26 protein-coding genes and 1 pseudogene are annotated in these 26,746 nt (G+C 60.5%); 12 read left to right on the forward strand and 15 right to left on the reverse strand.

The annotated features are described in order from the left end of the window. Window positions 1-49: 49 nt before the first annotated feature. The 5 genes from ONZ54_RS14480 to hdfR all read left to right on the forward strand — a co-directional run bounded on the left by ONZ54_RS14480 (window position 50) and on the right by hdfR (window position 4,221). Entirely contained in the window at window positions 50-1,423 is a 1,374-nt protein-coding gene (locus tag ONZ54_RS14480; RefSeq protein ID WP_271786508.1) for an Lcl C-terminal domain-containing protein, read from the forward strand. After that, complete coding sequence (locus ONZ54_RS14485) at window positions 1,420-1,977, forward strand: Lcl C-terminal domain-containing protein (protein WP_058395740.1); 558 nt, start codon at window positions 1,420-1,422, stop codon at window positions 1,975-1,977. Before ONZ54_RS14480 ends, ONZ54_RS14485 begins: the two co-directional genes overlap by 4 nt. Before the next feature lie 221 nt (window positions 1,978-2,198). Beyond that, window positions 2,199-2,681, forward strand: coding sequence for a serine protease inhibitor ecotin (eco, locus tag ONZ54_RS14490; protein WP_005310087.1), 483 nt, complete (start codon window positions 2,199-2,201; stop codon window positions 2,679-2,681). 302 nt (window positions 2,682-2,983) lie between these two features. After that, complete coding sequence (locus tag ONZ54_RS14495) at window positions 2,984-3,346, forward strand: MaoP family protein (RefSeq protein WP_005310084.1); 363 nt, start codon at window positions 2,984-2,986, stop codon at window positions 3,344-3,346. After that, the gene (gene hdfR, locus ONZ54_RS14500) at window positions 3,346-4,221 is read left to right on the forward strand and encodes an HTH-type transcriptional regulator HdfR (protein WP_131731074.1); all 876 of its coding nucleotides are present in this window, start codon (window positions 3,346-3,348) and stop codon (window positions 4,219-4,221) included. The genes ONZ54_RS14495 and hdfR overlap by 1 nt, the downstream gene beginning before the upstream one ends. Before the next feature lie 71 nt (window positions 4,222-4,292). Here the strand turns inward: hdfR and tyrA are convergent, their stop codons facing one another. From tyrA to glpT, 6 genes are all read right to left on the reverse strand, one after another. Then, window positions 4,293-5,420: a bifunctional chorismate mutase/prephenate dehydrogenase gene (gene tyrA, locus ONZ54_RS14505; protein ID WP_219592118.1), complete on the reverse strand. Its 1,128-nt coding sequence runs from the start codon at window positions 5,418-5,420 to the stop codon at window positions 4,293-4,295. A gap of 118 nt (window positions 5,421-5,538) precedes the next feature. After that, on the reverse strand, window positions 5,539-6,612 hold the full coding sequence (locus ONZ54_RS14510; RefSeq protein ID WP_021138526.1) for a 3-deoxy-7-phosphoheptulonate synthase: 1,074 nt from the start codon (window positions 6,610-6,612) through the stop codon (window positions 5,539-5,541). 350 nt (window positions 6,613-6,962) lie between these two features. Then, window positions 6,963-8,045: a glycerophosphodiester phosphodiesterase gene (gene glpQ, locus ONZ54_RS14515; RefSeq protein ID WP_271786509.1), complete on the reverse strand. Its 1,083-nt coding sequence runs from the start codon at window positions 8,043-8,045 to the stop codon at window positions 6,963-6,965. A 102-nt stretch (window positions 8,046-8,147) separates the two neighbouring features. Beyond that, entirely contained in the window at window positions 8,148-9,635 is a 1,488-nt protein-coding gene (gene glpD / locus ONZ54_RS14520) for a glycerol-3-phosphate dehydrogenase (RefSeq protein WP_155602958.1), read from the reverse strand. Window positions 9,636-9,946: 311 nt separating this feature from the next. After that, window positions 9,947-10,705 carry a DeoR/GlpR family transcriptional regulator gene (locus ONZ54_RS14525; protein WP_005310067.1) on the reverse strand — a complete coding sequence of 253 codons (759 nt, stop codon included), beginning with the start codon at window positions 10,703-10,705 and terminating at the stop codon, window positions 9,947-9,949. A gap of 101 nt (window positions 10,706-10,806) precedes the next feature. Further along, window positions 10,807-12,165: a glycerol-3-phosphate transporter gene (gene glpT / locus ONZ54_RS14530; RefSeq protein WP_017411957.1), complete on the reverse strand. Its 1,359-nt coding sequence runs from the start codon at window positions 12,163-12,165 to the stop codon at window positions 10,807-10,809. A gap of 488 nt (window positions 12,166-12,653) precedes the next feature. Between glpT and ONZ54_RS14535 the strand changes: the two genes are divergently transcribed. Beyond that, complete coding sequence (locus tag ONZ54_RS14535) at window positions 12,654-13,502, forward strand: MIP/aquaporin family protein (RefSeq protein WP_005310061.1); 849 nt, start codon at window positions 12,654-12,656, stop codon at window positions 13,500-13,502. A gap of 54 nt (window positions 13,503-13,556) precedes the next feature. After that, complete coding sequence (gene glpK, locus ONZ54_RS14540; protein ID WP_058395735.1) at window positions 13,557-15,059, forward strand: glycerol kinase GlpK; 1,503 nt, start codon at window positions 13,557-13,559, stop codon at window positions 15,057-15,059. Between the two features lie 207 nt (window positions 15,060-15,266). On the opposite strand, the gene ONZ54_RS14545 is transcribed toward glpK, so the two are convergent. Then, the gene (locus ONZ54_RS14545; RefSeq protein ID WP_271786510.1) at window positions 15,267-16,169 is read right to left on the reverse strand and encodes a LysR substrate-binding domain-containing protein; all 903 of its coding nucleotides are present in this window, start codon (window positions 16,167-16,169) and stop codon (window positions 15,267-15,269) included. A 195-nt stretch (window positions 16,170-16,364) separates the two neighbouring features. Between ONZ54_RS14545 and ONZ54_RS14550 the strand changes: the two genes are divergently transcribed. From ONZ54_RS14550 to ONZ54_RS14570, 5 genes and pseudogenes are all read left to right on the forward strand, one after another. Beyond that, window positions 16,365-16,766, forward strand: a complete 402-nt coding sequence (locus tag ONZ54_RS14550; protein WP_271786511.1) for a DUF6404 family protein — start codon at window positions 16,365-16,367, stop codon at window positions 16,764-16,766. Then, on the forward strand, window positions 16,753-17,115 hold the full coding sequence (locus tag ONZ54_RS14555; RefSeq protein ID WP_271786512.1) for a VOC family protein: 363 nt from the start codon (window positions 16,753-16,755) through the stop codon (window positions 17,113-17,115). Before ONZ54_RS14550 ends, ONZ54_RS14555 begins: the two co-directional genes overlap by 14 nt. A 188-nt stretch (window positions 17,116-17,303) precedes the next feature. After that, window positions 17,304-17,600 (forward strand): putative quinol monooxygenase, encoded by a 297-nt coding sequence (locus tag ONZ54_RS14560; protein ID WP_271786513.1) that lies wholly within the window; start codon window positions 17,304-17,306, stop codon window positions 17,598-17,600. A gap of 115 nt (window positions 17,601-17,715) precedes the next feature. Further along, window positions 17,716-18,519: pseudogene (gene dkgB / locus ONZ54_RS14565) on the forward strand (2,5-didehydrogluconate reductase DkgB). Between the two features lie 422 nt (window positions 18,520-18,941). Further along, window positions 18,942-20,120 (forward strand): MFS transporter, encoded by a 1,179-nt coding sequence (locus tag ONZ54_RS14570; protein ID WP_271786514.1) that lies wholly within the window; start codon window positions 18,942-18,944, stop codon window positions 20,118-20,120. 98 nt (window positions 20,121-20,218) lie between these two features. On the opposite strand, the gene ONZ54_RS14575 is transcribed toward ONZ54_RS14570, so the two are convergent. The 8 genes from ONZ54_RS14575 to ONZ54_RS14610 form a co-directional block, all read right to left on the reverse strand. Then, window positions 20,219-20,827: an HvfX family Cu-binding RiPP maturation protein gene (locus tag ONZ54_RS14575; RefSeq protein WP_235463306.1), complete on the reverse strand. Its 609-nt coding sequence runs from the start codon at window positions 20,825-20,827 to the stop codon at window positions 20,219-20,221. 38 nt (window positions 20,828-20,865) lie between these two features. Further along, a complete protein-coding gene (locus tag ONZ54_RS14580; protein WP_271786515.1) occupies window positions 20,866-21,630 on the reverse strand; it encodes an HvfC/BufC family peptide modification chaperone in 765 nt (254 codons plus the stop codon). Next, window positions 21,623-22,480: an MbnB/TglH/ChrH family RiPP precursor modification enzyme gene (locus tag ONZ54_RS14585; protein WP_271786516.1), complete on the reverse strand. Its 858-nt coding sequence runs from the start codon at window positions 22,478-22,480 to the stop codon at window positions 21,623-21,625. Before ONZ54_RS14585 ends, ONZ54_RS14580 begins: the two co-directional genes overlap by 8 nt. Next, entirely contained in the window at window positions 22,468-22,797 is a 330-nt protein-coding gene (locus tag ONZ54_RS14590) for a hypothetical protein (RefSeq protein ID WP_271786517.1), read from the reverse strand. The genes ONZ54_RS14585 and ONZ54_RS14590 overlap by 13 nt, the downstream gene beginning before the upstream one ends. Next, window positions 22,790-23,749: an MBL fold metallo-hydrolase gene (locus ONZ54_RS14595; protein ID WP_271786518.1), complete on the reverse strand. Its 960-nt coding sequence runs from the start codon at window positions 23,747-23,749 to the stop codon at window positions 22,790-22,792. Before ONZ54_RS14595 ends, ONZ54_RS14590 begins: the two co-directional genes overlap by 8 nt. 77 nt (window positions 23,750-23,826) lie before the next feature. Further along, window positions 23,827-23,949 carry a cytochrome bd-I oxidase subunit CydX gene (cydX, locus tag ONZ54_RS14600; protein ID WP_042865745.1) on the reverse strand — a complete coding sequence of 41 codons (123 nt, stop codon included), beginning with the start codon at window positions 23,947-23,949 and terminating at the stop codon, window positions 23,827-23,829. Window positions 23,950-23,965: 16 nt separating this feature from the next. Continuing rightward, window positions 23,966-25,105, reverse strand: a complete 1,140-nt coding sequence (cydB, locus tag ONZ54_RS14605; RefSeq protein ID WP_271786519.1) for a cytochrome d ubiquinol oxidase subunit II — start codon at window positions 25,103-25,105, stop codon at window positions 23,966-23,968. Beyond that, on the reverse strand, window positions 25,105-26,676 hold the full coding sequence (locus ONZ54_RS14610; RefSeq protein WP_271786520.1) for a cytochrome ubiquinol oxidase subunit I: 1,572 nt from the start codon (window positions 26,674-26,676) through the stop codon (window positions 25,105-25,107). The genes cydB and ONZ54_RS14610 overlap by 1 nt, the downstream gene beginning before the upstream one ends. Window positions 26,677-26,746: the final 70 nt, after the last annotated feature.

Genomic DNA, 26,746 nt, shown 5'->3' on the forward strand with positions numbered 1-26,746 from the left:
CACCCATATATAAGAAGAAGGGGCCCTGGCCCCTTCCCAAGGACAAGAGATGAATCCAACCTATTCCCGCCTGGCCTGCCTGCTGGCCCCCCTGCTCACCGCCTGCGGTGGCGGCGGCTCGGATGAGGCGCCGCTGGCGGCACCTGCCTATACCCTGAACGTCAGTCTGCCCGAGAGTGGCACCCTGTGCGTCAATCTCAACCAGAACACCCGCTGTGACGAGGGGGAGCCCAGCGTCAGCGGCGTAGCCGGTGCCCGTCAGCTGAGCGGCACCTCCCCCGCCCTGCTGACCAGTCCGCTGCTGTTCCTGCCAACCAACCCGGCAGCGCCGGCGCTGCTGCACCCGGCCGCCCGACTGGATGGCCAGACCCTGACCCCCAGCCTGCTCAGCACCCTGCTGCAAAGCAGCATCGCCGAGGGACATCCGCCCAAACAGGCACTCGACGAGATGTTGGCCGCGCTGGCGCCGCTGCAACCAGGTCAAGGGCTGGCCGCCCTGTCGCAACTGGCCGACTTCAACCTGGCGCTGGGGCAACTGCTGCTGGCGGTGATCGATGCAGAGCCGGAGATATCGGACCTTTCGCCCGTCCTCCTGCAAGCCGTGGTGTGGCCGGCCCTCGGCAGCCTGCTGCACGAGCTGGCCAGCCACTTTGCCCAGCACGGCGAGCTGACCAGCCTGCAAGAGAGCGTCACCCGCCTGCTGCAACAGCAATACTCCCATCCCCTGGTCACCGGCAGCGGCGTCACTACCTACACGGATGGTGTCGACTACCTGCTCACCGAAGAGCCCGCCGACCACCCGGGCCAGGAAGCCAGCCTAGGCAAGGCCCCGCTGCGCTATCGCAAGCTGGATGGCAAGGGCCAGCCCCTGCCGGATGATGCCCCCCAGTGGGAATGTGTGGAGGATCTCACTACCCGCCTCGTCTGGGAGAGGAAGCTGAATGATGCAAAGAGCCCACGCGATCTGCATCGCACCTTCGCCTGGGAGCTTGGCGACTATCACCCCACCCAGCAGGAGCTTGACTACGCCTGCCAGCAAGGCGACGCCATCTGCACCACAGAGCAATATCGCCAGTGGCTCAACACCCAGCAGCTGTGCGGCATCACCAGCTGGCGCATGCCCCACTCGCGCGAGCTGATGAGCCTGCAACACTACGGCTCACTCGCCCGCCAGTATGGCCAGCTGGTCACCATGGATGTGCGCTACTTCCCCGATGTCGGCACCAACCCCAATATGGTTTTCAACGGCTACTACTGGAGCCAGACCCTGACCCCATCCCGTCGGCTGGAGAGCGCCCCCCTGAGCGCCATCGCCCATATCTTCCTCGGCGATGACGCCGGCACCGACTACGCCACCACAGTTCAAAACAGCAATGATGCCAACGGTCTGCAACTGCGACTGGTGGCGGAGGTAACCCGATGAACCGCTTGATGCTGACCCTGCTGCTGACCCTCGGCAGCCCTCTCGCCCTGGCCACCGCCATCTGCGACGACACCATGCCCAGAACCAGCCCCACCGCCCGCTTCATCGATCGCGGCAACGGCACAGTCACGGACAGAAGCACGGGCCTGACCTGGATGCGCTGCCAGCTTGGCCAGACTTGGCGCAACCAGAGCTGCAGCGGCGAGCCAACCCGGCTTTACTGGCAGCAGGCCCTGCTGACGGCAGAGCGGATCCGAACCGAACCGAGCCATACCCTGTACGGCTTTGGCGGCTACCGGGATTGGCGCCTGCCCACCATCAAGGAGCTGACCAGCGTGCTGGAGTCCGCCTGCTACAAGCCTGCGCTCAACGAAACCATCTTCCCCCGCGCCATGGCCGGTGAAGGAAAAGAGGTGAACGACGGTTACGTCTATCTCTGGTCCTCCACCCCGGTACCGGCCAGCAAGAGCGTCGCCTATCTGGATATCACCAGCGGCGCCGTCGGCATGCGGGCGCCCGGCGCCTGGGCCAAACAGCTGCTCCTGGTGCGTTGATTGCGCGGGGGTGGCCACAGGATCCCGCTGAAAAGCGGATCCTTGTCCGGCCACCTCCGAGCTGTGCGGAAGCACTGTACACCGAATGTGCGCCTTGTCAGAAAATAGCCAGAAGACGTCATCCTGTGCCGGATCTGGCAGGATTTGCACCCCGGATCGCTGGCATGAAACGGGCAGAGCGGTTAGTCTAGCGGCGTTGAACCAATCCCCATGAGGTACAGATGAAAACCGTATTGCGTTTTAGCCTGCTGGGCGCCTTGTTGCTGGGCGGCCATGCCTTCGCCGCCGAACCGAAAAAATTTGATATCAGCATGTTTCCGGCCGCCGAAGTAAACCAGGAACGTGTCGTGATCCGCCTGCCGGAAGTCGAGAACGAAGCCGACATGATGGTCGAGCTGCAGGTCGGCAAGAAAATGATGGTCGACTGCAATGTGCCGCGTTTCGCCGGCAACCTTGAGCAGCACAGCGTCAAGGGCTGGGGCTACAACTACCTGATGCTCGGCAAGGTATCCGACCCCATCAGCACCCTGATGGCCTGCCCGGATGTCCAGAAGAAAGAGACCTTCGTCCAGATCTACGGTCAGGGCTTCTTCGTGAACTACAACTCCAAGCTGCCGTTCGTGCTTTACGTCCCGCAGGAGTATGAAGTGCGCTACCGTCTGTGGCGTGCGGACAACCTGGCTCAGCCAGCCATGATAGAGTAAGTCTCCATCGAGACCAAACCTCCCGCTTTGGTTCATGAACGACACAAAATAGAGCGCCAAATGGCGCTTTATTTTTAACCAAATTTCGTCGCCCCAGACGGCCGAACCTTGACATAACCTGACATAACTCCGCTTTTTTTCTCGCTTTTTTGCTCCTGCCCTCCCCGAATATCCACTGGATCATGGCTAAATCACTTTCAATGAAAATTATTTATCCATATAGTGAAAAAATTGATTTTGCACTCTGCGACGGCCTGATGATACTTGCCCGCAAAGGTCAAACTAACCAGAAAAAGAGCACTATGAGCTTCGAATCCGACAAGCGTTTCAACGACTTCAAACATTTTCCCCGTGGCCTGCGTCGCAGTGGTGAATTCACTGTTGCCGAAGCGGACAGTCTGGAAAAATACGGCACCGCCATGCTGGCGCTCTATCAGGGCAACCTGGCGCCGCGCGATGACGTAGAAAGCGCCTTTATCGAACAGGTCAAATCCGGCGCTGCCGGCAGCAATCCCCACGCCAAGGTGTGGTTCAAGTATCTGAAGGTGATAGGTCCCAAGCGCGTGCATCGTCTGTGCACAGTCGCAGGCGGCGCCAACGAGGAAACCGGCGGCGGTGGTTTTGACGGCGGCAACGGCGGCGGCAGCGACGAGTCCATCGATTAATGGATACCGAACTGCTTCGGACCTTTATCGAGGTCAGCAAGACCCGGCACTTTGGCCGGGCTGCTGAGAATCTCTATCTGACCCAGTCGGCTGTGAGCTTTCGGATCCGCCAGCTCGAGCAGCAACTCGGGGTCAGTCTGTTTGCCCGTCATCGCAACAACATCCGCCTTACCGCGTCCGGTGAGCGTCTGCTGCCCTATGCAGACGCCATCTTGCATACCCTGGGTCGGGCCAAGCAGGACGTGGCACTCTCCCCCGGTTTCAGCCAGCAGCTCGCCATAGGCGCGCCCGCCGTGTTCTGGGAGCTTGATTTCAACGACTGGCTCAACCATGTCTATGCGCTGGCTCCCGGCCTCGCCGTGCGGCTCGAAACCGCATCCCGCGAGCACCTGTGCCGCCAGCTGCTGGAGCGCTCCCTCGACTTGGCCCTGCTCTCCGAGCCAACCAAGATCGACGAGATTGCCCTGCATCCCATCGGCGAACTGGTGTTTGAACTGGTGAGCCGGGATAGCACAGCCAACGCCGACAGCCTGATGCAAATGCCCCATATTCACCTCGACTGGGGCACCAGCCTGGAGCCGCAACCCAGCCGCTTGCAGAGCCTGCAAAAAACACCCGTGCTACACTCGAGCTCCGCCAACATGGCGCTGCAGTTCGTGCTGGCCAATGGGGGCGCCGCCTATCTGCCACGGCGGATGGTGAGTCCCTTCCTGGAAAAGGGGCAGCTGCATCTGGTGGAGGGAGGCCAGCCACTGAGCCGCCCGCTCTACCTCGCCTATCTGGAGAAGTCCGATCGTCGGGAGCTGATCGATCGGCTACTGACCCTGCCCCTTGGCTGGGATGGTGCCGATCTGCGCCTGCCGCAGACTGAATAACTTCGGGCGATAGCACAGACAGAAAAGGGGCCGAAAAGGCCCCTTTTTTATGGTGCTTGCGTGCAATCGCATCAGCCGTGCTGGCGGCGATCGTTGGCCTGGGCCAGCAACATGCGGCTCTCGCGCAGAAACTCGTCGGCATGCTCGCCAAAGAAGCCGGATACCTGCGAGAAGGCATCGATAAAGCCGGCTCTGTCCCCCTGCTCCAGCAGCCCCAGCACCTCGCCGAAGTTCTGGTAGTAGCGGCGGATCATCGCCAGATTCTGCGGTGACGACAATATGATGTCGGCATAGAGCTCAGGATCCTGGGCAAACAACCGTCCCACCATGGCCAGCTCCAACCGGTAGATGGGGGAGCTTAAGTTAAGCAGGCGGTCGATGTTGGCCTGCTCCCGGGAGAGGTGCCAGCCATAGGCAAAAGTGGCGAAGTGGCGCAGCGCCTGAATGAGGGTCATGGCCTCGTCGTGGGCTTTGGCCTCAACTTGCTGCAAGCGCGCGCCCCAGATGGTCATCTGATCCAGCAACCACTGACTGGCGGCCGCATCACGGCCCTGACAGCAGACGATCACCTGCTTGGCAAGGCTCGCCACATCGGGTCCGAACATGGGGTGCAGCCCCAGGACAGGACCTTTGTGCGCTGCCAACATATGGGCAAGCGGCTCGCTCTTGACGCTGGTGACATCCACCAGCAGACAATCGGCAGGCAAGTTGCCGAGGCGGTCGATGATCTGGCAGGTGATGTCGATGGGCACGGCCACCATCACCAGACCCGCGTCGGCCAGGATCTCGTCAGCTCGCGGCCAATCTGCTTGTTCGAGGGTCTCGACCCGGTAGCCGGAGAGGCTGAACATATGGCCGAACAAGCGGCCAAGTTGACCCTGCCCGCCTATGATGACCACTTTGCCAAGATCCGGTTTCATGCACTTGAAGCCGGTGTCTTTCTCGCTGGCATAAGATTCACGCATGACACGGCGCAGCACATCCTCGATAAGATCGCCCGGCACCCCCAACAGTTCGGCCTCGGTGCGACGGCGGGCCAGCATGCTCGCCTCCCTGTCCGGTGCATAGATGGGCAGGCCGTGGCGGCTCTTCACCTCACCCACTTCCCCCACCAGGGCCAGTCGTGCGGCCAGCAGATCGATCAGCTGTCTGTCCACCGCATCAATCTTGTCCCTGAGGGCATTCAACTCTTCAGCCATATCCAGTCCCTGCTGGCGCCGCTGGCGGCGGCGCCCTGTGATTCAAGAGGCAACAAGGTATCACTGCGTGGGCAGTGATACCTCTATGGTTCAATCAGTTACGACAAGATACCACGGCTTACCGTGCAGTTCTGCCCTTGAGCGGCGCCGCCAGCTCGCGATGGCATCGCTCCAGCAGAGCGGCTGTGCTATCCCAGTCGATGCAGGCATCGGTGATGGAGACGCCGTAACGCATCTGCTCTTTGGGCTGCTCGCTGGACTGGTTGCCCTCGAACAGGTTGGATTCGAGCATCACCCCTATGATGGAGCGGTTGCCCTCCTGGATCTGGTGGATGACGTTGTCGGCCACCTTGGGCTGCAAGCGGTGATCCTTGCTGGAGTTGCCGTGACTGCAATCCACCACCAGACCGGGCAGCAGGCCCGCCTTTTCCAGTGCCTCTTCCGCCAGCGACACATTGACCGAGTCGTAGTTCGGGTGCTTGCCACCGCGCAGGATGACGTGGCCATCCGGGTTGCCCTGGGTCTGCAGCAAGGCAACCTGGCCCTGCTGGTTGATCCCCATGAAGGCATGGGGGCTGGAGGCCGCCTGCAGCGCATTGATGGCGGTACCCAGGTTACCGTCTGTGCCGTTCTTGAAGCCGACCGGCATGGAGAGGCCGGACGCCATCTCCCTGTGGGTCTGGGATTCTGTGGTACGGGCGCCGATGGCCGACCAGGAGAAGAGCTCGGCCAGGTATTGCGGGCTGATGGGGTCGAGCGCCTCAGTCGCCAGCGGCAATTCCAGCTCCGCCAGCCAGCAGAGCAACTCGCGGGCGCGATGCAGCCCCAGCTCCACATCGAAGGTGCCATCCAGGTTCGGGTCGTTGATAAAGCCCTTCCAGCCGACCGTGGTGCGCGGCTTCTCAAAGTAGACCCGCATGACAATGTAGAGAGAATCCTGATAGGCATCATGCAGCGCTTTGAGTCTGGTTGCGTACTCTTTGGCGGCGTCCATGTCGTGGATGGAACAGGGTCCACAGATCACCAGCAGGCGGTGATCACGACGGTGGATGATGTCGGCGATGGTAGTGCGGGCCCCTTGCACGAAAGCCAGCGCCTGGTCGGAGATGGGTAGCTTCTCCTTGAGCTGGGCAGGCGTGATCATCACTTGTTCGGACTGGATATGGATGTTGTTCAGGGGGTCTCTTTGCATTTTCTCATTCTCTCTACAGTATTTAAGCCAATTGCACGACTGTATTTATTTATTTACACAAGTCAGTGCTTTGTTACGCAACCGCCCTCACCTTACCAAGGAAAAACAAACAATCAAGTGAAACTAGCGGATTAACTGTCTGACAGGTGGATAAACAACCGGCAAGGCGACCTAAACAGCCAGAAAGTAGCGAGAAAAAAGCCCCTGACTCGATAAAATCGTAAAGATATGGTTACACCCTAACACTGCCGTCAGCACTGCTCGACCACTATCCCATCCCTGCCCTTGCCTCCATTTTATAAAAAAAGCGGGGCACCTGGCCCCGCTTGCGTTCCCGTCTTGCTCTTCTTTTATGATTTGCCGTGTGCCTTGATGGCGTCGACCGCCTTGTCCGGGAAGTCGCTGAACACCCCGTCCACATCGGCCTGATAGAGGAAGATGTTGAGCAGATCGCTGAAATCCTTGGCGTAGGCCGGGATCTGCCCCTCATCCTGACGGAAGGTATAAGGGTGTACTTTAAGACCCGCGGCGTGGGCCTCTTTCACCATGCCGGTAAACACAGGTTTGCCCGGGGTGCCCGGCTCCGTGACTATCATCGGCTTCCAGGGGCCTATGCCTTCCGCGTAGCCGGCGATGGTCTTCATGGCGCCCGGCTTGAACATCCAGTCATAACTGTAAGGAGTTGCCTGGCCCTTGGCGTCATAGACCATAGTCTCGTTCCAGTCGGTCTCGGCCATCAGCTGCACCAGTTTCAAGTCCATCCCTAAGGCGGGCATCAGCTCGCTGTTGATGCGCTTGAGCTCGTTGGCATCGAAGCACTGCAGGTAGACCTTGTCATCCTTCCCTGTGTAACCGTACTCCTTGAGCACGTTCAAGACGGCCTTGGATATGTCCTTGCCTTCGTGGCGAAACAGCCAGGGGGCCTTGATCTCCGGATAGATACCGATGTTCTTGCCGGTGCTCTTGTTGAGCCCCTGGATCATCTCTATCTCTTCCTGGAAGGTGTGGATCTTGAAGCTGGACTTCCACAGCGGGAAGCGGGCCGGATAAACGGGCACCTGCTTGCCATCCACCAGCTGGAACGGCTCCGTCATGCTCAGGGAGCGCACCTCGGCCAGGGTGAAGTCCACCACATAGTAGCGACCGTCCGGGCGGGCCCGACCGGGGAAGCGCGTCGCCACGTCCGTGATGCCATCGAGGAAGTGATCGTGCATCACCACCAGCTGGTCATCCTTGGTCATCACCAGATCCTGCTCCAGATAATCGGCTCCCATGCCATAGGCCAGCGCCTTGGATGCCAGGGTGTGCTCGGGCAGATAACCTGAGGCGCCACGGTGGGCGATCACAATTTTACCTTCATCGGCAGCAAGAGCGGGCAATGCAAAGGCGGCCCCCAGGCCAAGGGCAATCAGGGAGAGAGAGATTTTGTTCATGCGAGGTGCTCTTTGTTATTGTTTATTTGGTGTAGGTGTTTGTTATAGCAGAGGTTTATTGCATTTTAACGACGGGCGGCCAAGGGGCCGCCCGCTTCTTCATCAGCTGGCCTTGGGCAAGGCGTGCTGATGTTGTTCCAGCCAGGCGTGCAGTTGCTGCTGCTCAGGCTGAGACAGGCGCAGCCCCAGCTTGCTGCGGCGCCACAGTATGTCTTCCATCGAATGGGCCCACTCGCGGCTCATCAGATAACGCACTTCCGATTCGTACAGACCGGCGCCAAAGTGCTGGCCGCGCTCCTCGTGCAACCAGAGGCGGGCGTGGCTGCCATAGGCCTCGGCGATGCGACGGGCGTTGCGCTCATCCAGCCAGTCGAATTCGAGCATATAGGCGCGCGCCAGCTCGGTAGTGGAGCAATCAAATTCGCCACCGGGCAGACGGCTGCTCGCGGTCCAGTCCTCACCCATCTGGCTGAACCAGGGCTTGAGCTTGTTGCAGGCGGCCTGGGCCAGCTTGCGATAAGTGGTGAGCTTGCCGCCAAACACGGACAGGAGCGGCGCACCGTCGGATTCGCCGGAGAGCTCCAACGTATAGTCACGGGTCACCGCCTGCGGTGAATCGGACTCGTCATCGCAGAGCGGTCGCACACCGGCATAGGTCCAGATGACATCTTTGGGCGCTATCTGGCGGGTAAAGTGAGCGTTGACCACCTTGCACAGGTAGTTGATTTCGGCGTCGCTGATCTTCGCCTCGCGCGGGCTGCCCTTGTGCTCCACGTCCGTGGTGCCGATGAGGGAGTAATCCTGCTGATAAGGGATGACAAAGACGATGCGGTTGTCTTCGTTTTGCAGGATATAGGCCTCTTCGCGCTCATGGATACGCGGCACTATGATGTGGCTGCCCTTGATGAGGCGAATGCCGCGCGGGGATTTCTCGTGCAGGCTCTCATCATAGAAGGTCTTGACCCAGGGACCGGCTGCATTGACCAGACCACGGCAGGTGACGGTGAACTGCTCGCCCCCTTCCCGCTCCAGAGTCAACGTCCAGTGCTTGGAGCCGCGCACCGCCTTGATGCAGCGGGTGCGGGTCTGCACCTCGGCCCCTTTATCGCGAGCCATCATGGCGTTGAGTACTACAAGGCGGGCGTCATCGACCCAGGCATCCGAGTACTCGAAGCCTTTGTTGATACCGGCGGTCAAGCCGTCCTGGGGCAGGAAGCGTACGCCGCAACTGCCCTTGAGCTTGTCACGCTTGGCCAGGTTGTCATACAGGAAGAGGCCGGCACGTATCATCCAGGCCGGACGCAGGTGCGGGCGGTGCGGCAGACGAAAACGCATGGGGCGGGCGATATGCGGAGCCATGCCAAGCAGCACTTCCCGCTCAGCCAAGGCCTCTTTCACCAGCCGGAATTCGTAATGTTCGAGGTAACGCAAGCCGCCGTGGATCAGCTTGCTGGAGTTGGAGGAGGTGGCAGAGGCGAGATCCTGTGCCTCGAACAGGGCAACCTTCAGACCCCGACCCGCTGCATCAGCCGCAATGCCCACCCCATTGATGCCGCCGCCAACGACGACCAGATCATAATGTTCGCTCATGTTCACCTACTCTTTCTTATTTTGTGTTGCCATGACAGCAATGTTTGATTTCGCTCATATTAGAGCATGAAAAAATGATAAACGAACATTTTATGGAGAAAATGTGATCGCGATTGTTTTGGCAATGCTAAAAATGCTGCCAGTCGGTGATCAGGACGTCAGCAAGGGGCTGGCTGGCAAAAAAGCGTGCGCGTGATCGCGCTCATACCCAGAGTGGTGGTGAGCAGGAAAACAGCGGAAGGAAGGGGAAGACAGGGGAAAAAGCGGCCGCCGTCATGGCGGCCTGGTGCCAGATAGGGGTTAACGGTGACTCAGCAGATATGGCATTCGATCTGGTGCTGGGACATGAGTCGCATCAGCTTCTCCGGTGGCTCCTGATCGGTGAACAGGGCGTGGATCTGGTTGAGATTACCCAGATTGACCATGGCATTGCGACCGAACTTGGTGTGGTCGGCGGCCAGAAACACCTGGCGGGAGTGGGCTATGATGGCCTGGGCAATCTTCACCTCGTGGTAGTCGAAATCGAGCAGAGAGCCGTCATTGTCGATGCCCGAGATACCGATGACACCGTAATCCATGCGGAACTGACCGATGAAATCGCGGGTCGCCTCCCCCACTATGCCGCCATCCCGGTTGCGGATCTCGCCACCGGCGATGATGACAGTGAAGTCATCCTTGGCGGTGAGAATGCTGGCGACGTTGAGGTTGTTGGTCACCACGCGCAGCTCGCGGTGATCGAGCAGGGCGCGGGCGATGGCCTCTGTGGTGGTCCCTATGTCGATGAAGAGGGAAGAGCCATCGGGAATATTGGCGGCCACTTCGCGGGCGATACGCTCTTTCTCCTTGAGCTGCATCACTTTGCGGGCGCTGTAGGCGGTATTGACGGTACTCGAATGCAGGGAGGCACCGCCATGATGGCGCCGGATCTTGTTCTGTTCGGCGAGATCGTTCAGATCACGGCGAATGGTCTGGGGACTGACGTCAAAGTGGGTCACCAGATCCTCCGTCGAGACAAAGCCCTGCCGCGTCAGGACGTCCAGTATCTCCAGATGTCGTTGGGTTTGCTTCACGCTTGAACTCCGATGATGGGACGAAAAAAGGCCCCGGCAAATGCGGGGCCTTTGGCAGTTTACCTGATCCCTTTTCGGATCGATAAGGGCAGGATCACGTTTTATGCCTTATCGGCAGCCGCTTTCTTGGCAGCGACGGCGATGTTCTCATGCTTGAGGGTCATGGCCAGCAGTATGATGGAGATCACGCAAGACGCGGTCAGCACCATGAAACCGCCATCCCAGCCGAAGTGGTCAACGGTATAGCCCAGCATGGCGTTGGCCGCCACTGCACCACCCAGATAACCGAACAGACCGGTGAAGCCTGCCGCGGTACCGGCTGCCTTCTTGGGTGCCAGCTCCAGTGCATACAGACCGATCAGCATGACGGGACCATAGATCAGGAAGCCGATGGCGACCAGAGCCAGCATGTCGACGGTGGGGTTGCCCGCCGGGTTGAGCCAGTAGACCAGCACAGCCACTGTCACCAGTACCATGAAGAGGATGCCGGCCGGGGCGCGGCGGCCCTGGAACATCTTGTCAGAGATCCAGCCGCACAGCAGGGTGCCCGGAATACCGGCCCACTCGTACAGGAAATAGGCCCAGGAGGAGTTGTCGACAGTGAAATCCTTGGCCTCTTTCAGGTAGGTCGGAGCCCAGTCCAGCACACCGTAACGAATGAGGTAAACGAAGGCGTTGGCAATGGCGATGTACCACAGCAGCTTGTTGTGCAGCACGTACTTGACGAAGATCTCCTTGGCGGAAAACTCCTTCTCGTGGCTGGCGTCATAGTCCTTCGGATAGTCGTCCTTGTACTCCTCGATGGGCGGCAGACCAACGGATTGCGGGGTATCACGCATCACGAAGAAGGCGATCACCGCAATGGCGGCAGCAGCAGCAGCCGGTACATAGAAGGCACTGCGCCAGTCATTGAACCAGCCCATCCCCAGGATGAACAGTGGACCTATCATGCCGCCGCCGACGTTGTGCGCCACGTTCCAGACCGCGACCACTTCGCCACGCTCTTTCTGTGACCACCAGTGCACCATGGTGCGACCGCAGGGAGGCCAGCCCATGCCTTGTACCCAACCGTTCAGGAACAAGAGCACGAACATGATGGCAATGCTGGAAGTAGCCCAGTGCACAGTCCCCATCATGAACATGATACCGGCCGACAACAGCAGACCGGCAGAGAGGAAGTAGCGGGCGTTGGATCGGTCAGACACGTTCCCCATCAGGAACTTGGACAGACCATACGCAATGGAAACCCCGGACAGGGCCAGGCCCAGATCACCGCGGGAGAATCCCTGTTCGATCAGGTAAGGCATCGCCAGACTGAAGTTTTTCCGTACCAGGTAGTAACCGGCATAACCGAAGAAGATCCCGAAAAACACCTGCCAACGCATGCGCTTGTAGAAGGGATCGACCTTGTCGGCCGGGAGCCTGTCTATGTGTGGTGCAGGCCTGAAGAGACTAAGCATGTTCTGCTTCCTTATTGTTGTTGTGGGCGGTTGAGGGTGCCCTGTCCATGCTGACCAACCAGAGGAGTCCTGATTCGAAAGCGAGCCTATTGTGCTCACATGTGAACATTTAATCTGTGATGGAGGCTCAAATATTGCAGTTTTATTACAAAAGAAAGTGTCAAGTGAGTAGTCACTCATCAGCCGCAATCCCTTGTATAGCAAGGCTTTCAGCTACCCACTAAGTGGTATAACCCCTGTTGCAACTTGCTTTCCGTCACATTTTCTTAGCAATGAGTGGGATCTTGTCCACACTTCCTGCGGGGAGGGAGTGGTGAATGTTCGATTTAGGTTTATTTTCTCTCTCGTCCGAGAACGAGCGCAAACGAGCATAACGTTTGCGTCAGCTCAAAAAACAAGAAAAAACGTTTTCGGATGCAGTAATGGGACTGAAAAAACAACAAAACGGAACATCAAACCTACTCTGGGTGGATATAAGGAATAAAAGTATGAGCATACAAAGACCCAATACCCTGCTTGGCGAGTGCATCGCCGAGTTTATCGGAACCGGCCTGCTGATATTTTTCGGCGTCGGTTGTGTGGCCGCCCTGGTGCTGGCCGGTGCCAACTTCGGACAATGGGAAATCTCCATTACCTGGGGTCTGGGTGTCGCCATCGCCATCTACGTGACCGGCGGTATTTCAGGTGCCCACCTGAACCCGGCCGTGACCCTGGCGCTGATGACCTTCTGCGGGTTCGACAAGCGCAAAGTGGTGCCCTACATCATCGCCCAGGTCGCTGGCGCCTTCTGCTTCGCCGCCCTTGTCTACTTCCTCTACGGCGGCCTGTTCACCCAGTGGGAAGTGACCCACAACGTGGTACGCGGCAGCGTCGAGAGCCTCGGCTCCGCCGGCATCTTCTCTACCTACCCGAACGCCCTGCTCTCCAACATGCAAGCCTTCGCGGTCGAGCTGGTGATCACCGCCGTCCTGATGCTGGGCATCATGGCACTGGGTGACAACAACAACGGCGCCCCCAAAGGCTTCGCCGCCGCCCTGCTGATCGGTATCCTGATCGCCGTGATCGGTGCCTCCCTCGGCCCGTTAACCGGCTTTGCCATGAACCCTGCCCGTGATTTCGGCCCCAAACTGTTTGCCTTCCTGGCAGGCTGGGGTGACGTGGCCATGACAGGTGGTCGTGACAACCCCTACTTCTGGGTGCCCATCCTTGGCCCCATCGTCGGTGCCCAGCTTGGTACCGCCCTGTATGTGAAAGTGTTGGCTCCCTGTGTGCCTGGCAACCGTGTTGCCGCCACCGAGCAAGCTGCCCAAACCGCCAAAGAAGAGGCCGCCGCATAAGAGCGGCCCTCCCCAACGTGTAACAACGTGGAAAATAAAAACGTGGAGAACATCATGTCTGCTGAAAAAAAATATGTCGTCGCTCTGGACCAGGGTACTACCTCTTCCCGCGCCATCGTGTTTGACCAGGATGCCAACATCGTCGGCACCTCCCAGCGCGAATTCACCCAGCACTACCCGAAAGCGGGCTGGGTAGAGCACGACCCCATGGAGATCTGGGCGACCCAGTCCTCCGTCTTCACCGAAGTACTGGCCAAGACTGGCCTGCGCAGCGAAGAGATTGCCGCCATCGGCATCACCAACCAGCGTGAAACCACAGTGGTATGGGAAAAGGCCACCGGCAAACCCATCTACAACGCCATTGTCTGGCAGTGCCGCCGTACCGCAGCCATCTGCGAAGAGCTCAAGGCCCGTGGCCTGGAAGAGTATGTGCGCGAGAACACCGGCCTGGTGCTGGATGCCTACTTCTCCGGCACCAAGGTGAAGTGGATCCTCGACAACGTCGAAGGGGCCCGCGAGAAGGCGATGAACGGCGAACTGCTGTTCGGCACCATAGACACCTGGCTGGTGTGGAAGATGACCAACGGCGAAGTGCACGTCACTGACCCGACCAACGCCTCCCGCACCATGCTCTACAACATCCGCGACCTGAAGTGGGACGAGAAGATGCTGGACGAGCTGGGCATTCCCTTGTCCATGCTGCCGGAGGTCAAGCCCTCCTCCGAAGTGTATGGCTACACCACCCGTGGCGGCGGCTCCCGCATCCCCATCGCCGGCATTGCCGGTGACCAGCAGTCTGCCCTGTTCGGTCAGCTCTGCTTCGAAAAAGGGATGGCCAAGAACACCTACGGTACCGGCTGCTTCTTGCTGATGAACACGGGCACAGAGCCGGTTCGCTCCAACAACGGCCTGCTGACCACCGTCGCCATCGGCCCGAAAGGGGAAGTGAACTACGCGCTGGAAGGGGCTGTCTTTATGGGCGGCGCCACCGTGCAGTGGCTGCGTGACGAGCTGAAACTCATCCACGATGCCCGCGATACCGACTACTTCGCCTCCAAGGTGGGTGACACCAACGGCGTCTATCTGGTACCGGCCTTCGTCGGTCTGGGCGCGCCCTACTGGGATCCCTATGCTCGCGGTACCATGGTCGGCCTGACCCGTGGCGCCAACCGCAACCACATCATCCGTGCTGCGCTGGAATCCATCGCCTACCAGAGCCGCGATGTGCTGGATGCCATGCAGCAGGACTCCGGCATCAAGCTGGCCGCCCTCAAGGTAGACGGCGGCGCGGTTGCCAACGACTTCCTGATGCAGTTCCAGTCCGACATGATGCACACCCCTGTGGTGCGTCCGACCCGCATCGAGACCACCGCCATGGGCGCCGCCTTCCTGGCCGGTCTGGCCGTCGGCTTCTGGAAGAGCTCTGACGAGCTGGAAGACAAGTTCAGCGTGGATCGTGAATTCATCCCGCAGATGAGCCACGAAGAGCGCAACAAGCTCTATCACGGCTGGCAGAAAGCGGTTGAACGCTCACGCCGCTGGGCTGAAGAGGATTAATCGGGCAACCGACATCTTTCCGAGATGAAAATACAAAGAGGCCGACAGCGATGTCGGCCTCTTCTTTGAGCTCTTTATCCACTCCGGCCATTGGCAACGTATATCTGCCGGCCAGTCAAATCCCTTCCCTTGTCACGGCTGGGTGCCAGCGACGTCTTCCCCCTGCAAAGGGGAAGCCGGGAGGGGTCGGCCCTTCACACTCCCCCCTCACAGGGTATGGCTGCCGATCTGCTCCTTGATAAAGTCGAGCCAGACCCGCAACCGGATATCCCGCTGGGCATCGGAGTAGAAGACCGCATTGACGGGACGCGAGGCACCGCTGTTGCTGCGAGCCAGCACCTCCACCAGGGCCCCGCTTGCACGATCCGGCCCTGTCATGAAGTCCGACAGACAGACGATCCCCTGCCCCGCCAGCGCCAGCTGACGCAGGGTCTCGCCGCTGCTGGCCCGCAGAGTCGGGGTAATGGCGAAGCGATCCCCCTGCTCGGCACTGAGCAGCGGCCAGTGGTTGAGGTGATCGGGATGCAAAAAGCCCAGCAGTTCGTGGCCCACCAGCAGATCCGCCGGTTGGCGCGGTGTGCCACGTTCGTTCAAATACGCAGGGGATGCCAGCAGCCGCAGCCGCGAACGCCCCAGCGGCAAGGCACGCAGGGAAGAATCCGTCAGCTCGCCGATCCGGATGGCCATGTCCACCCGCCGCTCCATCAGATTGATGAAACCTTCCGAGCTGTGCAGTTGCAGCTCGATGGCGGGATAGCGGCGGCGAAACTCGCCTATGATGGGCACCAGTCGATGCAGGATAAAGGGGGTGGCCGCATCGACCCGCAATATTCCCTCCGGCTGCTCCTTGCGCATCAACAGATGCCCCTCCGCCTCGCTCATCTCGGTCAGGATATTTACCGCCCGCTGATAGAACCAGCTCCCCTCCTCGGTCAGGCTGACTCGGCGGGTGGTGCGGTTGAGCAGCAGGGTGGCGAGCTTTTCCTCGAGCCGCTTGATGCCGCGGCTCACCACGGAGTTGTCCATGCCGAGGTTCTCCGCCGCCTGGCGAAAACTGCCCGCCTCCACCACGGCCACAAACAAGGTCAGTTCATCAGAATGGGTCTTCATTGCTGTTATCCAGGCAAGAGTATTGGGCCTTTATAGGTGTAATCGCTCAGGGTTGGCAAGGTCGTCATGATCCCAAATTCTTTATTTCCACAGATAAATAACGTGATGCTCAGCTCAAACCAGACTCTCCCTTTGCCGGTACAATGCTGCCAAAACGGCATCGTATGACACTAAGTTGTGACAAGGACGAACACCATGACATTTAAAGAGCAGCTGACCGCAGCCCATCAGGAGCTGGCCAGCAAAGGGGTATGGCATGCCAACTACAATCCGCCACTGTGCAGATTGCTGCGCAGGCTGGGTTGCCCAGTCAAACCGCCTCACTATCAGGGCTGGCTAAGCAATACGCTCTGGTTTGGCGTGAGCGCCGGGCTGATCTGGGGCTTGTTTATGTGGTTTTTCAGCTGGCATGGAGGCGCGATAGAACCGATATCAGCTCTACGTCAGACAGCCCTGTTTACCAGTTTTTTTGGCCTGACCATGGCGAGCATGTTCTGGTTTCGCAGCAAACAGCTTAAGCTGACCCCGTGGGCAAAGCTGGATAAGCCCGTCAGCCCAACCAACGCCCAGGGAGCAGAACACGATGAAAACCCATGAAAAACTGAACTATGTGGAGTTTGCGGCCAGTGATCTCGCGGCCACCAAAGCCTTCTTTCAAGCCGTATTTGGCTGGCAGTTTGTCGATTACGGTCCCGACTACTGCGCCTTTGCCGATGAGGGGCTGGACGGCGGTTTTTATCGCGCCGAACTGTGCAGCCAGAGTGCGCAAGGCGGTGCCCTGCTGGTGTTCTACAGCGCCGATATAGAGGCAACCCAGACCAAGGTGAGCCAGCATGGCGGCACCATCAACCGCCCCCTGTTTGATTTCCCCGGTGGCCGCCGTTTTCACTTTGTTGAACCCAGTGGCAATGAATTTGCGGTCTGGTCCGAGCCAGCCAATGCCTGATGGCAAGGGGGCGCGCCAGCCGTCCCCTTCTCTATTTCCCCCTTATTAACCCTTCACCCATATCGGCCTCTGGCGCAGCGTCTGCTCTTTCATTGCTGCTCTTTTCTCAATAGTGTTTTGCGACTGTTGCCCTATTCCCCTCCCCTTGCGGCAGGCATACTGACCTTCGTTTTAGCAAGGAGGTTCAGATGTCATCACCCGTGATTGTGATTGCCCAACTTGAAGCCAAACCCGAATTTTCCGCCCAGTTCCGGGCCGCCGTTGAGCCGCTGATTGCAGCCACCCTGCAAGAGGCGGGCTGCCAGCGCTACCAGCTGCATCAGGATAGGGACAATCCCCATAGCTGGATGCTGCACGAAGAGTGGGAGAGCGAAGCCGCGCTCAAGGCCCACCAGCAGCAAGCTCACTTCCTCGACTTTATCGCCAGGGCCGAGCCCTGGTTTGCCAGCAGCAATATTCGCAATTACCGCCGACTGCCGGCCTGAGTATTCCGAGACTCGTTGACGATGGCGCTGCCAACTTGCACCGCCGCCACGGCCTTTGCACCAAGCCAACGCCTTTGCTCTGGGCAAGGGCAAACCACCCCATTTGAGGAAATATATGATGAAAATGCCCGCCATGGGTCTGGGCACCTTTCGCCTGAAAGGTGAGCCACTGCTTGCAACCCTGAATACCGGCCTGGCGCTCGGCTATCGCCATATCGATACCGCCCAGATTTACGACAACGAAAGCGAAGTGGGCGAGGTGCTGGCGACGACCTCGGTGCCCCGCTCGGATATCTACCTCACCACCAAGGTGTGGACCAGCGAGTTTGCCGAAGGCAAGCTGATCCCTAGCCTGAAAACCAGCCTTGAGAAACTGCGCACCGACTATCTGGATCTGGCGTTGATCCATTGGCCCTCCCCCAACGACGAGGTGCCGATGGCGGTCTATCTGGAGCAGCTGGCCGAAGCCAAATCCCTGGGCTTGACCCGGGAAATTGGGGTCTCCAACTTCACGGTTACCCAGCTTAAAGAAGCCATCGACATTCTGGGTCCCGGCGCCATCGCTCACCAGCAGGTAGAGATCCACCCCTTGCTGCAAAACCGCAAGGTGGTGGAATTCTGACAGGAGCAGGGCATCGCCATCACCGCCTATATGCCGCTGGCTTACGGCAAGGTGCTGAGTGAGCCGATCTTGATGGAGATAGGCAAGTACCACGAGGTGTCGGCAGCCCAGGTGTCGCTGGCCTGGCTGCTGGCCCAGGGCATGACGGTGATCCCGAGCTCCACCAAGCGGGAGCATCAGGCCGCCAATCTGGCTGCCCTCGAGGTTTCCCTAAGCAGTGAAGAGATGGCCCAGATCGCCACCCTGGAGCGGGGTGAGCGCTGCGTCGACCCGGACTTTGCACCGGCCTGGGATTAAACTCGGTCATCACGATCTCTCCCTGCTCCAGGGAGAGTAAAGGCCCCCTTGTGAGGCGCGAGGGTCATAGGGACTCACTCATGACGACAGCGCCAGAAAGCACCAAAACGGGGGGCACAATGCCTCCCGTTTTTTGTTACCCCTCTTCCAATCCTGACCCCGGCTATCCGCCAGCCATGCCCAACCCCAGCTTTCCTCTCCGCCTTTCCCCTCTTTTCTCAAGACTTCTTTTCTCAAACCCTCTTTATCTCGCCTTCGCGCTCCCAGCCTGCCGTCATCCCTGGTCGAACGGGGCACAGCAGAGCCGCTTATTGATGCTGATTTGGCAAAAGTAATTTGATGTCATCGTCATTTTTGCCAACAAAGGTCATCGGCATACTGGCCCCCTTCTCCCATAGGGAGTCCCTATCCAAGGAGTTTGTATGCCACTGGCATTATTTGCCCTCACCCTGAGTGCCTTTGCGATCGGCACCACCGAATTCGTGATCGTGGGGCTTATTCCCACCATCGCAGAACAACTCAATGTCTCGCTCCCCTCGGCGGGCCTGCTGGTCAGCCTCTATGCAATGGGGGTCGCCATCGGTGCCCCCATGCTGACGGCGCTCACCGGCAAGGTGCCACGCAAGTGGCTGCTGGTGGGGCTGATGGCGCTCTTTACTGCCGGCAACCTGCTGGCCTGGCAGGCCCCTGGCTATGAGAGCCTGATCGTCGCTAGGGTGCTGACCGGTCTGTCCCACGGGGTCTTCTTCTCGGTGGGCAGCACCATAGCCACCGGCTTGGTGGCCAAAGAGAAAGCCGCGAGCGCCATCGCCATCATGTTCAGCGGCCTCACCGTGGCACTGGTGACCGGCGTACCGCTTGGCACCTGGATTGGTCAGGTCTTTGGCTGGCGTGAAACCTTTCTGGTGGTGAGCCTGCTCGGCCTCGTCGCCATGGTGGGCAGCCTGCTGCTGATCCCGAACAACCTGCCCAAGGGGGCGGCCTCGACCATCCGCGAGCAACTCTCGGTGCTGACCAAGAAGCCGCTGCTGCTGGTCTACGCCAAGACCGCCCTCGGTTACGGCGGTGCCTTCACCGCCTTCACCTTCCTCGCCCCTATCCTGCAGCAGATCAGCGGCTTTGGTGCCGGTGCGGTGAGTCTGATCCTGCTGGTCTACGGAGTATCGGTTGCCATCGGCAATATCTGGGGTGGCAAGCTGGCCGACAAGATGGGCCCCCTGCCCGCGCTGAAGCTGCTGTTTGCCGGTCTGGCGCTGGTGCTGCTAGCCCTCACCTTCACCGCACCCCATCCGGTGCTGGCGGTACTGACCGTGCTGGTGTGGGGCGCCTTTGCCTTCGGCAACGTGCCAGGTCTGCAGGTACTGGTGGTCAAGCAGGCCGAGCTGCACACCCCCAACGCGGTGGATGTGGCATCGGGCCTCAATATCGCCGCCTTCAACGTCGGCATTGCACTAGGATCGATCGTCGGTGGTTTGGTGGTGGAGCACCTCGGCCTGATGCACACCCCCTGGATCGGCGCCCTTATCGTGCTGCTGGCCTACGGGCTGACCCATGTCAGCGAGCGCCGCGAAGCCGTCCGGCTCGCCGCCTGTCAGGCATAAGCTGCGCCAGCAGGCCGCACTGTCTCTTCCTTCATCACATAAAAACGAGCGGCTTATGCCGCTCGTCTCTTTTCACGCTCTGTTATTTTTGTTGGTTGTTATGCCGTGCGAGAAACCACTGCCCCCTTGTTCACGGCACGCTTGAGCCAGTAGTCGAGGCTGACGTAGCGACCGCCACCGTAAACCAGCAACACCAGCAGCATCACGAAATAGGTGGCGGCAAACTCCATCCCGTTGTTGAGCATCACGGGATCCCCAAGCTCGGTGATGTAGTTGTAGCGACCGGGGAAGTTGGCAGCCAGCCACTCGATAAAGCCGTTGAGGCGCACAGTGGCCTCCATGCTGCCGGTGGCGATGGCGTCCCAGCCGTGCTTCCAGTGCACCATGGCGCTCGCCACGCTCATCAGGAAGATAGTGGGAATGGCCATGATGCGGGTAAAGAGGCCAAGGGCGATGCAGATACAACCCAGCACCTCGGTGCCCGCCGCCAGAAAGGCGAGCAGGGTCGGGAACGGCAGGTTGAGCCCCCCTTCCGAGACCGGCGCGCCAAACCAGGCGACCGTGCCGGCAAAGCCCATCACCTTGGAGTGGGCCCCCACATAGATGACTGGGATGAGATAGAGGCGAATAGCCAGCAGGGCCAGAAAATCGAGCCGCTTGCACTGGGCTACCGCCCGCTCGTACCACTGGATCAGGATGTTGTTCATGGGAATTTTCCTTGGTGTTTGCTAAATGAGGGCCTAAGTCAGGGCACAGGGGCGCCGTGCTGACGCTCGCCAACGGGCTGCGTCAACAGACCCAGCCGGTGAAAATGTCGCGCCCACTCGGTCAGATCAAAATCGTGGCGAACCTGTTGCACCTGTTGCTGGAACGCGGCTTGGGTGATCCCCGGCTGCTGTTGCAACAGCTGGATCAGCGCCACATCCCATTCGCGTAAGCGCTGGGTCACCACCTGATGATCCGGGCTGCGAAACAGGCCATAGCAGTGGCTGCCCTGCCGGGTCGGCACCACCCCGCTGCGACGAATGGCAAAGGGGAGCTCAAGCAGTTGCAGAGTAGGATTGAGCACAAACGAACTCTCCGCCGTCACCTCAACCCCCGGCATAACTTGCGACACCACCCCTTCGTCAATCTCGACACAGAGGCAGGCCCACTCGTACTCCAGCAGCGCCAGCCGCTGCCTGGGCCAGTTGAGGGAGCCCTCGCCGTGGCGATGCTGCACATAGCGGACAAACTCGGTGGCGATATGGTGAAACTCGGGGGCCTCGGCGCAGTGGTGGGCGACAAAGCCCTCCACCAGCTGCCCTCTGTCCACCGGCGCCCAGTGGCCGTAGGTGAGCGGAAACGCGCTCTCCAGCACCGACTCCACATTGGCGCGCACGCTGCGGGCATACTGGCTGGCGATGCCATCCTGCGGCAACCGCACCCGGCTCGCCAGCCAGGCGGTCTGCTGCTGCATCCGCTGTGGGGCCACTTTGGGCGCGGTGATCAGTGATAACCGCCTATCCATAGCGCACCTCCCACACCTGACTGTCGAGCGCCTCGCAACAGGCGCCATGCACCCGCGCCAGCTCGGTCTCCAGCTCTGCCAGCGGTGGCAGATGGTGATCCCGCTCCAGCAGCAGGGGGCGCAGCCCGTGGGTCTGTACCGTATAACGGGCAAGCGCCACCACTTCCTCGCACACCGGCTTGCCGTGGGTATCCAACAGGGTGCCGTCCGCCTCTTCCAGATGACCGGCGATATGGAAGTAGCGGATCGCACTGCCCGGCAACCCGGCGATCATCCGCTTGGGGCAGTAACCGTGGTTGCGGCTGTTCACAAAAACGTTGTTGATATCGAGCAGCAGCTCGCAACCGCTGCGCGCCACCAGCTCGGCGAGAAAATCCTCCTCCGGCATCTCGTGGTCATAGTCGTGGTAGTAGGAGATATTTTCCAGCACCAGCGGGCGGGCCAGCGCCTCCTGCACCTGCTCGATCCGCTCTGCCAGATAGGGGATGTTCTCCCACTGGCGCGGCACCGGTAAGAGCTCGTAGAGATAACCCTGCCCATCGCGGGAAAAGCTCAGGTGCTCGCTGTAGATGTCGACACCGAACTCATCCAGAAAGGTGCGGATCTGGCTGAGCAAAGTGCGATTGAGGGGCTGACAATCGCCGAGGGAGAGGCTGAGGCCGTGGGCCACCAGCGGGTAACGCTCGGCCAGCTGATGCAGCTGCGCCCGCTTGGCACCGCCGATGGCCATCCAGTTCTCCGGCGCCAGCTCGAGAAAGTCGATGCCGGGGCGTATGGTGCCGGAGCAGAGCGCATCCAGATGCTCCTGACGCAGCCCGATCCCCCGACTGCGGGAGCTTATTGGCCGCATACCCCCTCCGTCATCTTGCTGCCCTTGCTGGATGTATCGCTATCAATTCCCTCTCCCGCCACGCCGCATTTGCCATCGCGGGCACGCACCAGCCGACCTTGCGGATCGCTGTCTAAAGCCTGCTTTTCGAAGCGTTTCTCGGTGCCGCACTTGCCCGCCGCACACTTGCCGCCGTGCTGTTCGCCGGGGGCGGCCTTCACCGGCGCATCGCTCGGGGTCGCCCCCAGCGCCAGTCCCGGCGTCAGGGCAATCAGGCTGGTCATGGCGATGGAGAGGGTCAGTTTGCCGGTGGTTTTGTTGCTGCTTGAGTTACTCATGAACGGACTCCTTGACGGATGAAACGGGGTAGCTGGAGAGATCGCGGGCGGCCACGATCTGGCCGTGGAACTGCTGCTTGACGATGGCCATCGCCTCTTTCTTGTGATTGAGGCCGACCCCCATCCAGTGGTTCAGCACCAGCAGCTTGGGGTTCACCTCGGCGGCAATCTTGGCCACCACCGACGGCTTGGCATGGAGCGAGGCGGAGACAAGGTCGGCCGCTTCATGGATGGCGAGCGGCATCACCAGAATGTCGGCCCCCTTGGCAAACGGTACAAAGGCCGGGTTGCTGCCGTTCTGATCCGCCGAGATGACGATGGTCCCCTCGGCGCTCTCGATGCGATAGGCAAGACAGGGCACGTCACCGTGGGGGATGCCGAGCGCGGTGATGGTCAGCCCATCCTGCTGATAGACAGTGTGGGGCTTGGGTGTCTGGTAGGGCACATCGTGCAAGGTGATGGGGAAGAGGCCATCAGTGCCATCCTTGAAGCCGCTCAGGTAGGCATAGGCGCCCTTGTCCTTGTTGAAGAGGGCATCAAAGTAGCCGCTCATGCTGGGGAAGGCCGAACCCGCCTCGGGCCCCGCCAGATCCAGCGGATCGCTGCGCTCGAAGAAATAGGCCCCCTTGAGCAGGGCAGGCAGGTCGGTCACATGGTCGGTGTGAAAGTGGGTGATGCCGATAAAATCGACCTCTTCGAGCTTGGCCCCCGCCTGGCCGAAGCGCAGGTAGACGCCGCCACCGGCATCGATCAGGATGCGGGATTTCCCCTTCCACCAGACCACCTCGCTGGAGGAAGCGCGCAGATCGTCGGAGATGGGGCCGCCACTGCCGAGCACCTGCAGGGTGAAGGCTTTGTCCAGCGGGGTCAGTTGTACGGGTTCGGCATTCGCCTGGGCGGCGGCGAGCGCGCAGCCGATGGCCAGCGCCACCGCTTTCAATGTCTGTTTCATAACGGATTACCTGTCGGTTGTATGACAAGAGAGGTTGGCCGGGGCGCTGCACCTGGGTGCATCCCCCAGCCGACGGGTCAGAGGTGGGGCGGATTGTCGTCCCGTTCATCGGCTTCCCAGCGCGCTTCCAGCCAGAGCAGGTTGCACAGGCCGAGCAGCAGGGCGAAACCCAGGCCCAGAATCCAGGTGAAGTACCACATAGGGGCTCCCTTGAGGTCAGTAGAGTTGATGGCTGTCACGCTTGATGCGGGCGCGGTCGAGCTTGCCGCGCACCACCCGGTAGACCCAGCCGGTATAGCCGAGGTTGATGGGCATCAGCACCAGCACTATCCCGAACATGATCGCCAGAGTCTTGTAGCTGGAGGTGCCATCCCACAGGGTCAGGCTGCTGCCGGCATCCAGCGACGAGGGCAGCACGAAGGGAAACAGGGCGATGGCCACCGAGCAGAGCATGACGGCGCAGGTCAGGCCGCTCGCCAGCAGCGCCAGGCGGCCCTTCTCCAGCCAGGCGGCGATGCCGCTTGCCAGCGGCGCCAATGCCCCGACAAGCGGCGCCAACCACAGCAGCGGGTAGTCGAAGTAGTTGCCAAGCCAGCCGCTGGACTGGGGGATCACCCCCTTCATCAGCGGACTGATGGCCGCATTGGGGTCAAAGGGCTGGCCCGCTAGACCGGTCAGCTGATAGCCGGGCAAGTCCAGCAGATGCCAGCCGGCCAGCAGATAGCAGAGGGTCACCAGGGGGGCCAGCAGGATGGCGAGACCACGGGCACGCAGCGCCGGAGTCCCCTCCACCTTGGCTTGCAGGAAGCTGGCGCCATGCAGCAACAGCAGGCTCACCCCGGTCGCCACCACGCTGGCGAACCAACCCCAATGCCAGTTAAACGGGCCATAATGCAGGCGCAGTGCGCTGTCGAAGCGAAACGGCAGCCCCTGCATCACCAGCGCGATGGCGGCGGCGAGCACCAGGGTCGGCACCAGCCCACCGGCCACCAGGGCTCTGTCCCACCAGCGGCGCCACACGGGGTCGGCAAGCTTGCTGCGATAGTCAAAACCGACCGGACGCAGGAAGAGGCCGAACAGCAGGAACATGAAGGGCACATAGAGCGCCGAGAAGGCGGCGGCATAGACCAGCGGCCAGGCGGCGAACAGGGCGCCAGCACCGGCGATGAGCCACACCTGGTTGCCCTCCCACACCGGCCCCACGCTGTTGATCACCAGCCGCCTGTCTTCATCATCTTTCGAGACCAGGGGCAGCAGCATGGCGATGCCGAGATCGAAGCCATCCATCACGATAAAACCGACCATCATGAAGAGCACCAGCCCCCACCAGATGAGTTTCAGGGTTGCGTAGTCCATCAGGCGATCCTCGCAAGTTCAGGTTGTTCACCGCGGTAGCGGCCGGTATGAAGAATGGCGGGCCCCTGGCGGATCACGTGGCGCAGCAGGAACAGCTCCACCACCAGCAGGCAGGAGTAGATGAGGCAGATGGCGATGAGGCTGAACCAGAGCTGGCCCGGCTGCAGCAAAGAGACGGAGGCCGATACCGGCAGCACGTCGCTGATGGTCCAGGGCTGACGACCGAACTCGGCCACGAACCAGCCCGCTTCGATGGCTATCCAGGGCAGCGGAATGCTCCACAACAGCGCCTTGAGCAGGCGGGGCGAGGCGAGCAGCCGGTTGCGGCAGAGCTGGACGAAGCCTGCCACGAACAGCCCGAGCATCACCACGCCCAACCCGACCATGATCCGAAAGCCCCAGAACAGCGGCGCGACCTGCGGCACCGAGTCCTCCACCGCTTTTGCTATCTCGGCCTCACCGGCTTTGGCGATGTCGCTGGCATAAGGAGTCAGCAGCAGCCCGTAGCCGAGATCCTGGCCGTGCCGATCGAACAGCGCACGGTTTTCGGCCGAGTCGTTGCCCGCACGGATCTGCTCGAGCGCCCCGGCCGCCACCATGCCGCTGCGGATGCGCACCTCGTGCTGCACCTTGAGCTCCTTGATGCCGGTCACCGCCTCATCGAGAGAGCGGGTGGCGATGATCCCCATCAGATACGGGATCTTGACCGCGGCATGAGTGGTCTCGGCGCCCTGATCCGGGAAGCCGAACAGGGTGAATGACGCAGGCGCAGGTTCCGTCTCCCACTCCGCCTCGATGGCGGCGAGCTTGACCTTCTGTACCTCGCCGGTGCGGTAGCCCGACTCGTCCCCCAGCACTATGACCGAGAGAATGGCGGCCAGCCCGAAGCCGGAGGCGATGGCGAAGGATCGCAGGGCGAAGCGCACCTCCATGCGGCGCAGCAGATACCAGCTGCTCACCCCCATCACGAACAGGGAGGCGGCCACATAGCCCGCCGCCACCGTGTGCACGAACTTGACCTGGGCCACAGGGTTGAGCAGCACGGCGGCGATATCCACCAGCTCCATGCGCTGGGTCACCAGATTGAACTCGGCCCCCACCGGGTTCTGCATCCAGCCGTTACCGATCAGGATCCAGAGCGCGGAGAGGTTGGAGCCGAGCGCCACCAGCATGGTCACCAGCAGGTGCTGACCGCGGGAGAGCTTGTCCCAACCGAAGAAGAAGAGCCCGACCAGGGTCGACTCGAGGAAGAAGGCCATCAGCCCCTCCACCGCCAGCGGGGTGCCGAAGATGTCCCCCACGTACTGGGAGTAGTAGGCCCAGTTGGTGCCGAACTGGAACTCCAGGGTAATGCCTGTGGTCACCCCCATGACGAAGTTGATGCCAAACAGCTTGCCCCAGAAGCGGGTGATGTCCTGATAGATCACCTTGCCGGTCATCACATAGGCCGACTCTGCGATCACCAGGATCCAGGACAGCCCCAGCGTGAGGGGCACAAACAGGAAGTGGAACATGGCCGTGGCGCCAAATTGCAGGCGCGACAGGCTGACCACGTCATCCAGATTGATCATGCGTCACTCTCTTTTGTTGTATTTGTCTTGCACGTTTTGTGCGAGACAAGTACACCACGGAGCATGACAC

It is taken from the genome of Aeromonas salmonicida, assembly GCF_028355655.1.
GTDB lineage: Bacteria > Pseudomonadota > Gammaproteobacteria > Enterobacterales > Aeromonadaceae > Aeromonas > Aeromonas salmonicida.

Coding starts and splice junctions, on each gene's coding strand:
- ONZ54_RS14480 (WP_271786508.1), top strand. CDS start 50: ATGAATCCAACCTATTCCCGCCTGGCCTGCCTGCTGGCCCCCCTGCTC.
- ONZ54_RS14485 (WP_058395740.1), top strand. CDS start 1,420: ATGAACCGCTTGATGCTGACCCTGCTGCTGACCCTCGGCAGCCCTCTC.
- eco (WP_005310087.1), top strand. CDS start 2,199: ATGAAAACCGTATTGCGTTTTAGCCTGCTGGGCGCCTTGTTGCTGGGC.
- ONZ54_RS14495 (WP_005310084.1), top strand. CDS start 2,984: ATGAGCTTCGAATCCGACAAGCGTTTCAACGACTTCAAACATTTTCCC.
- hdfR (WP_131731074.1), top strand. CDS start 3,346: ATGGATACCGAACTGCTTCGGACCTTTATCGAGGTCAGCAAGACCCGG.
- tyrA (WP_219592118.1), bottom strand. CDS start 5,420: ATGGCTGAAGAGTTGAATGCCCTCAGGGACAAGATTGATGCGGTGGAC.
- ONZ54_RS14510 (WP_021138526.1), bottom strand. CDS start 6,612: ATGCAAAGAGACCCCCTGAACAACATCCATATCCAGTCCGAACAAGTG.
- glpQ (WP_271786509.1), bottom strand. CDS start 8,045: ATGAACAAAATCTCTCTCTCCCTGATTGCCCTTGGCCTGGGGGCCGCC.
- glpD (WP_155602958.1), bottom strand. CDS start 9,635: ATGAGCGAACATTATGATCTGGTCGTCGTTGGCGGCGGCATCAATGGG.
- glpT (WP_017411957.1), bottom strand. CDS start 12,165: ATGCTTAGTCTCTTCAGGCCTGCACCACACATAGACAGGCTCCCGGCC.
- ONZ54_RS14535 (WP_005310061.1), top strand. CDS start 12,654: ATGAGCATACAAAGACCCAATACCCTGCTTGGCGAGTGCATCGCCGAG.
- glpK (WP_058395735.1), top strand. CDS start 13,557: ATGTCTGCTGAAAAAAAATATGTCGTCGCTCTGGACCAGGGTACTACC.
- ONZ54_RS14545 (WP_271786510.1), bottom strand. CDS start 16,169: ATGAAGACCCATTCTGATGAACTGACCTTGTTTGTGGCCGTGGTGGAG.
- ONZ54_RS14550 (WP_271786511.1), top strand. CDS start 16,365: ATGACATTTAAAGAGCAGCTGACCGCAGCCCATCAGGAGCTGGCCAGC.
- ONZ54_RS14555 (WP_271786512.1), top strand. CDS start 16,753: ATGAAAACCCATGAAAAACTGAACTATGTGGAGTTTGCGGCCAGTGAT.
- ONZ54_RS14560 (WP_271786513.1), top strand. CDS start 17,304: ATGTCATCACCCGTGATTGTGATTGCCCAACTTGAAGCCAAACCCGAA.
- ONZ54_RS14570 (WP_271786514.1), top strand. CDS start 18,942: ATGCCACTGGCATTATTTGCCCTCACCCTGAGTGCCTTTGCGATCGGC.
- ONZ54_RS14575 (WP_235463306.1), bottom strand. CDS start 20,827: ATGAACAACATCCTGATCCAGTGGTACGAGCGGGCGGTAGCCCAGTGC.
- ONZ54_RS14580 (WP_271786515.1), bottom strand. CDS start 21,630: ATGGATAGGCGGTTATCACTGATCACCGCGCCCAAAGTGGCCCCACAG.
- ONZ54_RS14585 (WP_271786516.1), bottom strand. CDS start 22,480: ATGCGGCCAATAAGCTCCCGCAGTCGGGGGATCGGGCTGCGTCAGGAG.
- ONZ54_RS14590 (WP_271786517.1), bottom strand. CDS start 22,797: ATGAGTAACTCAAGCAGCAACAAAACCACCGGCAAACTGACCCTCTCC.
- ONZ54_RS14595 (WP_271786518.1), bottom strand. CDS start 23,749: ATGAAACAGACATTGAAAGCGGTGGCGCTGGCCATCGGCTGCGCGCTC.
- cydX (WP_042865745.1), bottom strand. CDS start 23,949: ATGTGGTACTTCACCTGGATTCTGGGCCTGGGTTTCGCCCTGCTGCTC.
- cydB (WP_271786519.1), bottom strand. CDS start 25,105: ATGGACTACGCAACCCTGAAACTCATCTGGTGGGGGCTGGTGCTCTTC.
- ONZ54_RS14610 (WP_271786520.1), bottom strand. CDS start 26,676: ATGATCAATCTGGATGACGTGGTCAGCCTGTCGCGCCTGCAATTTGGC.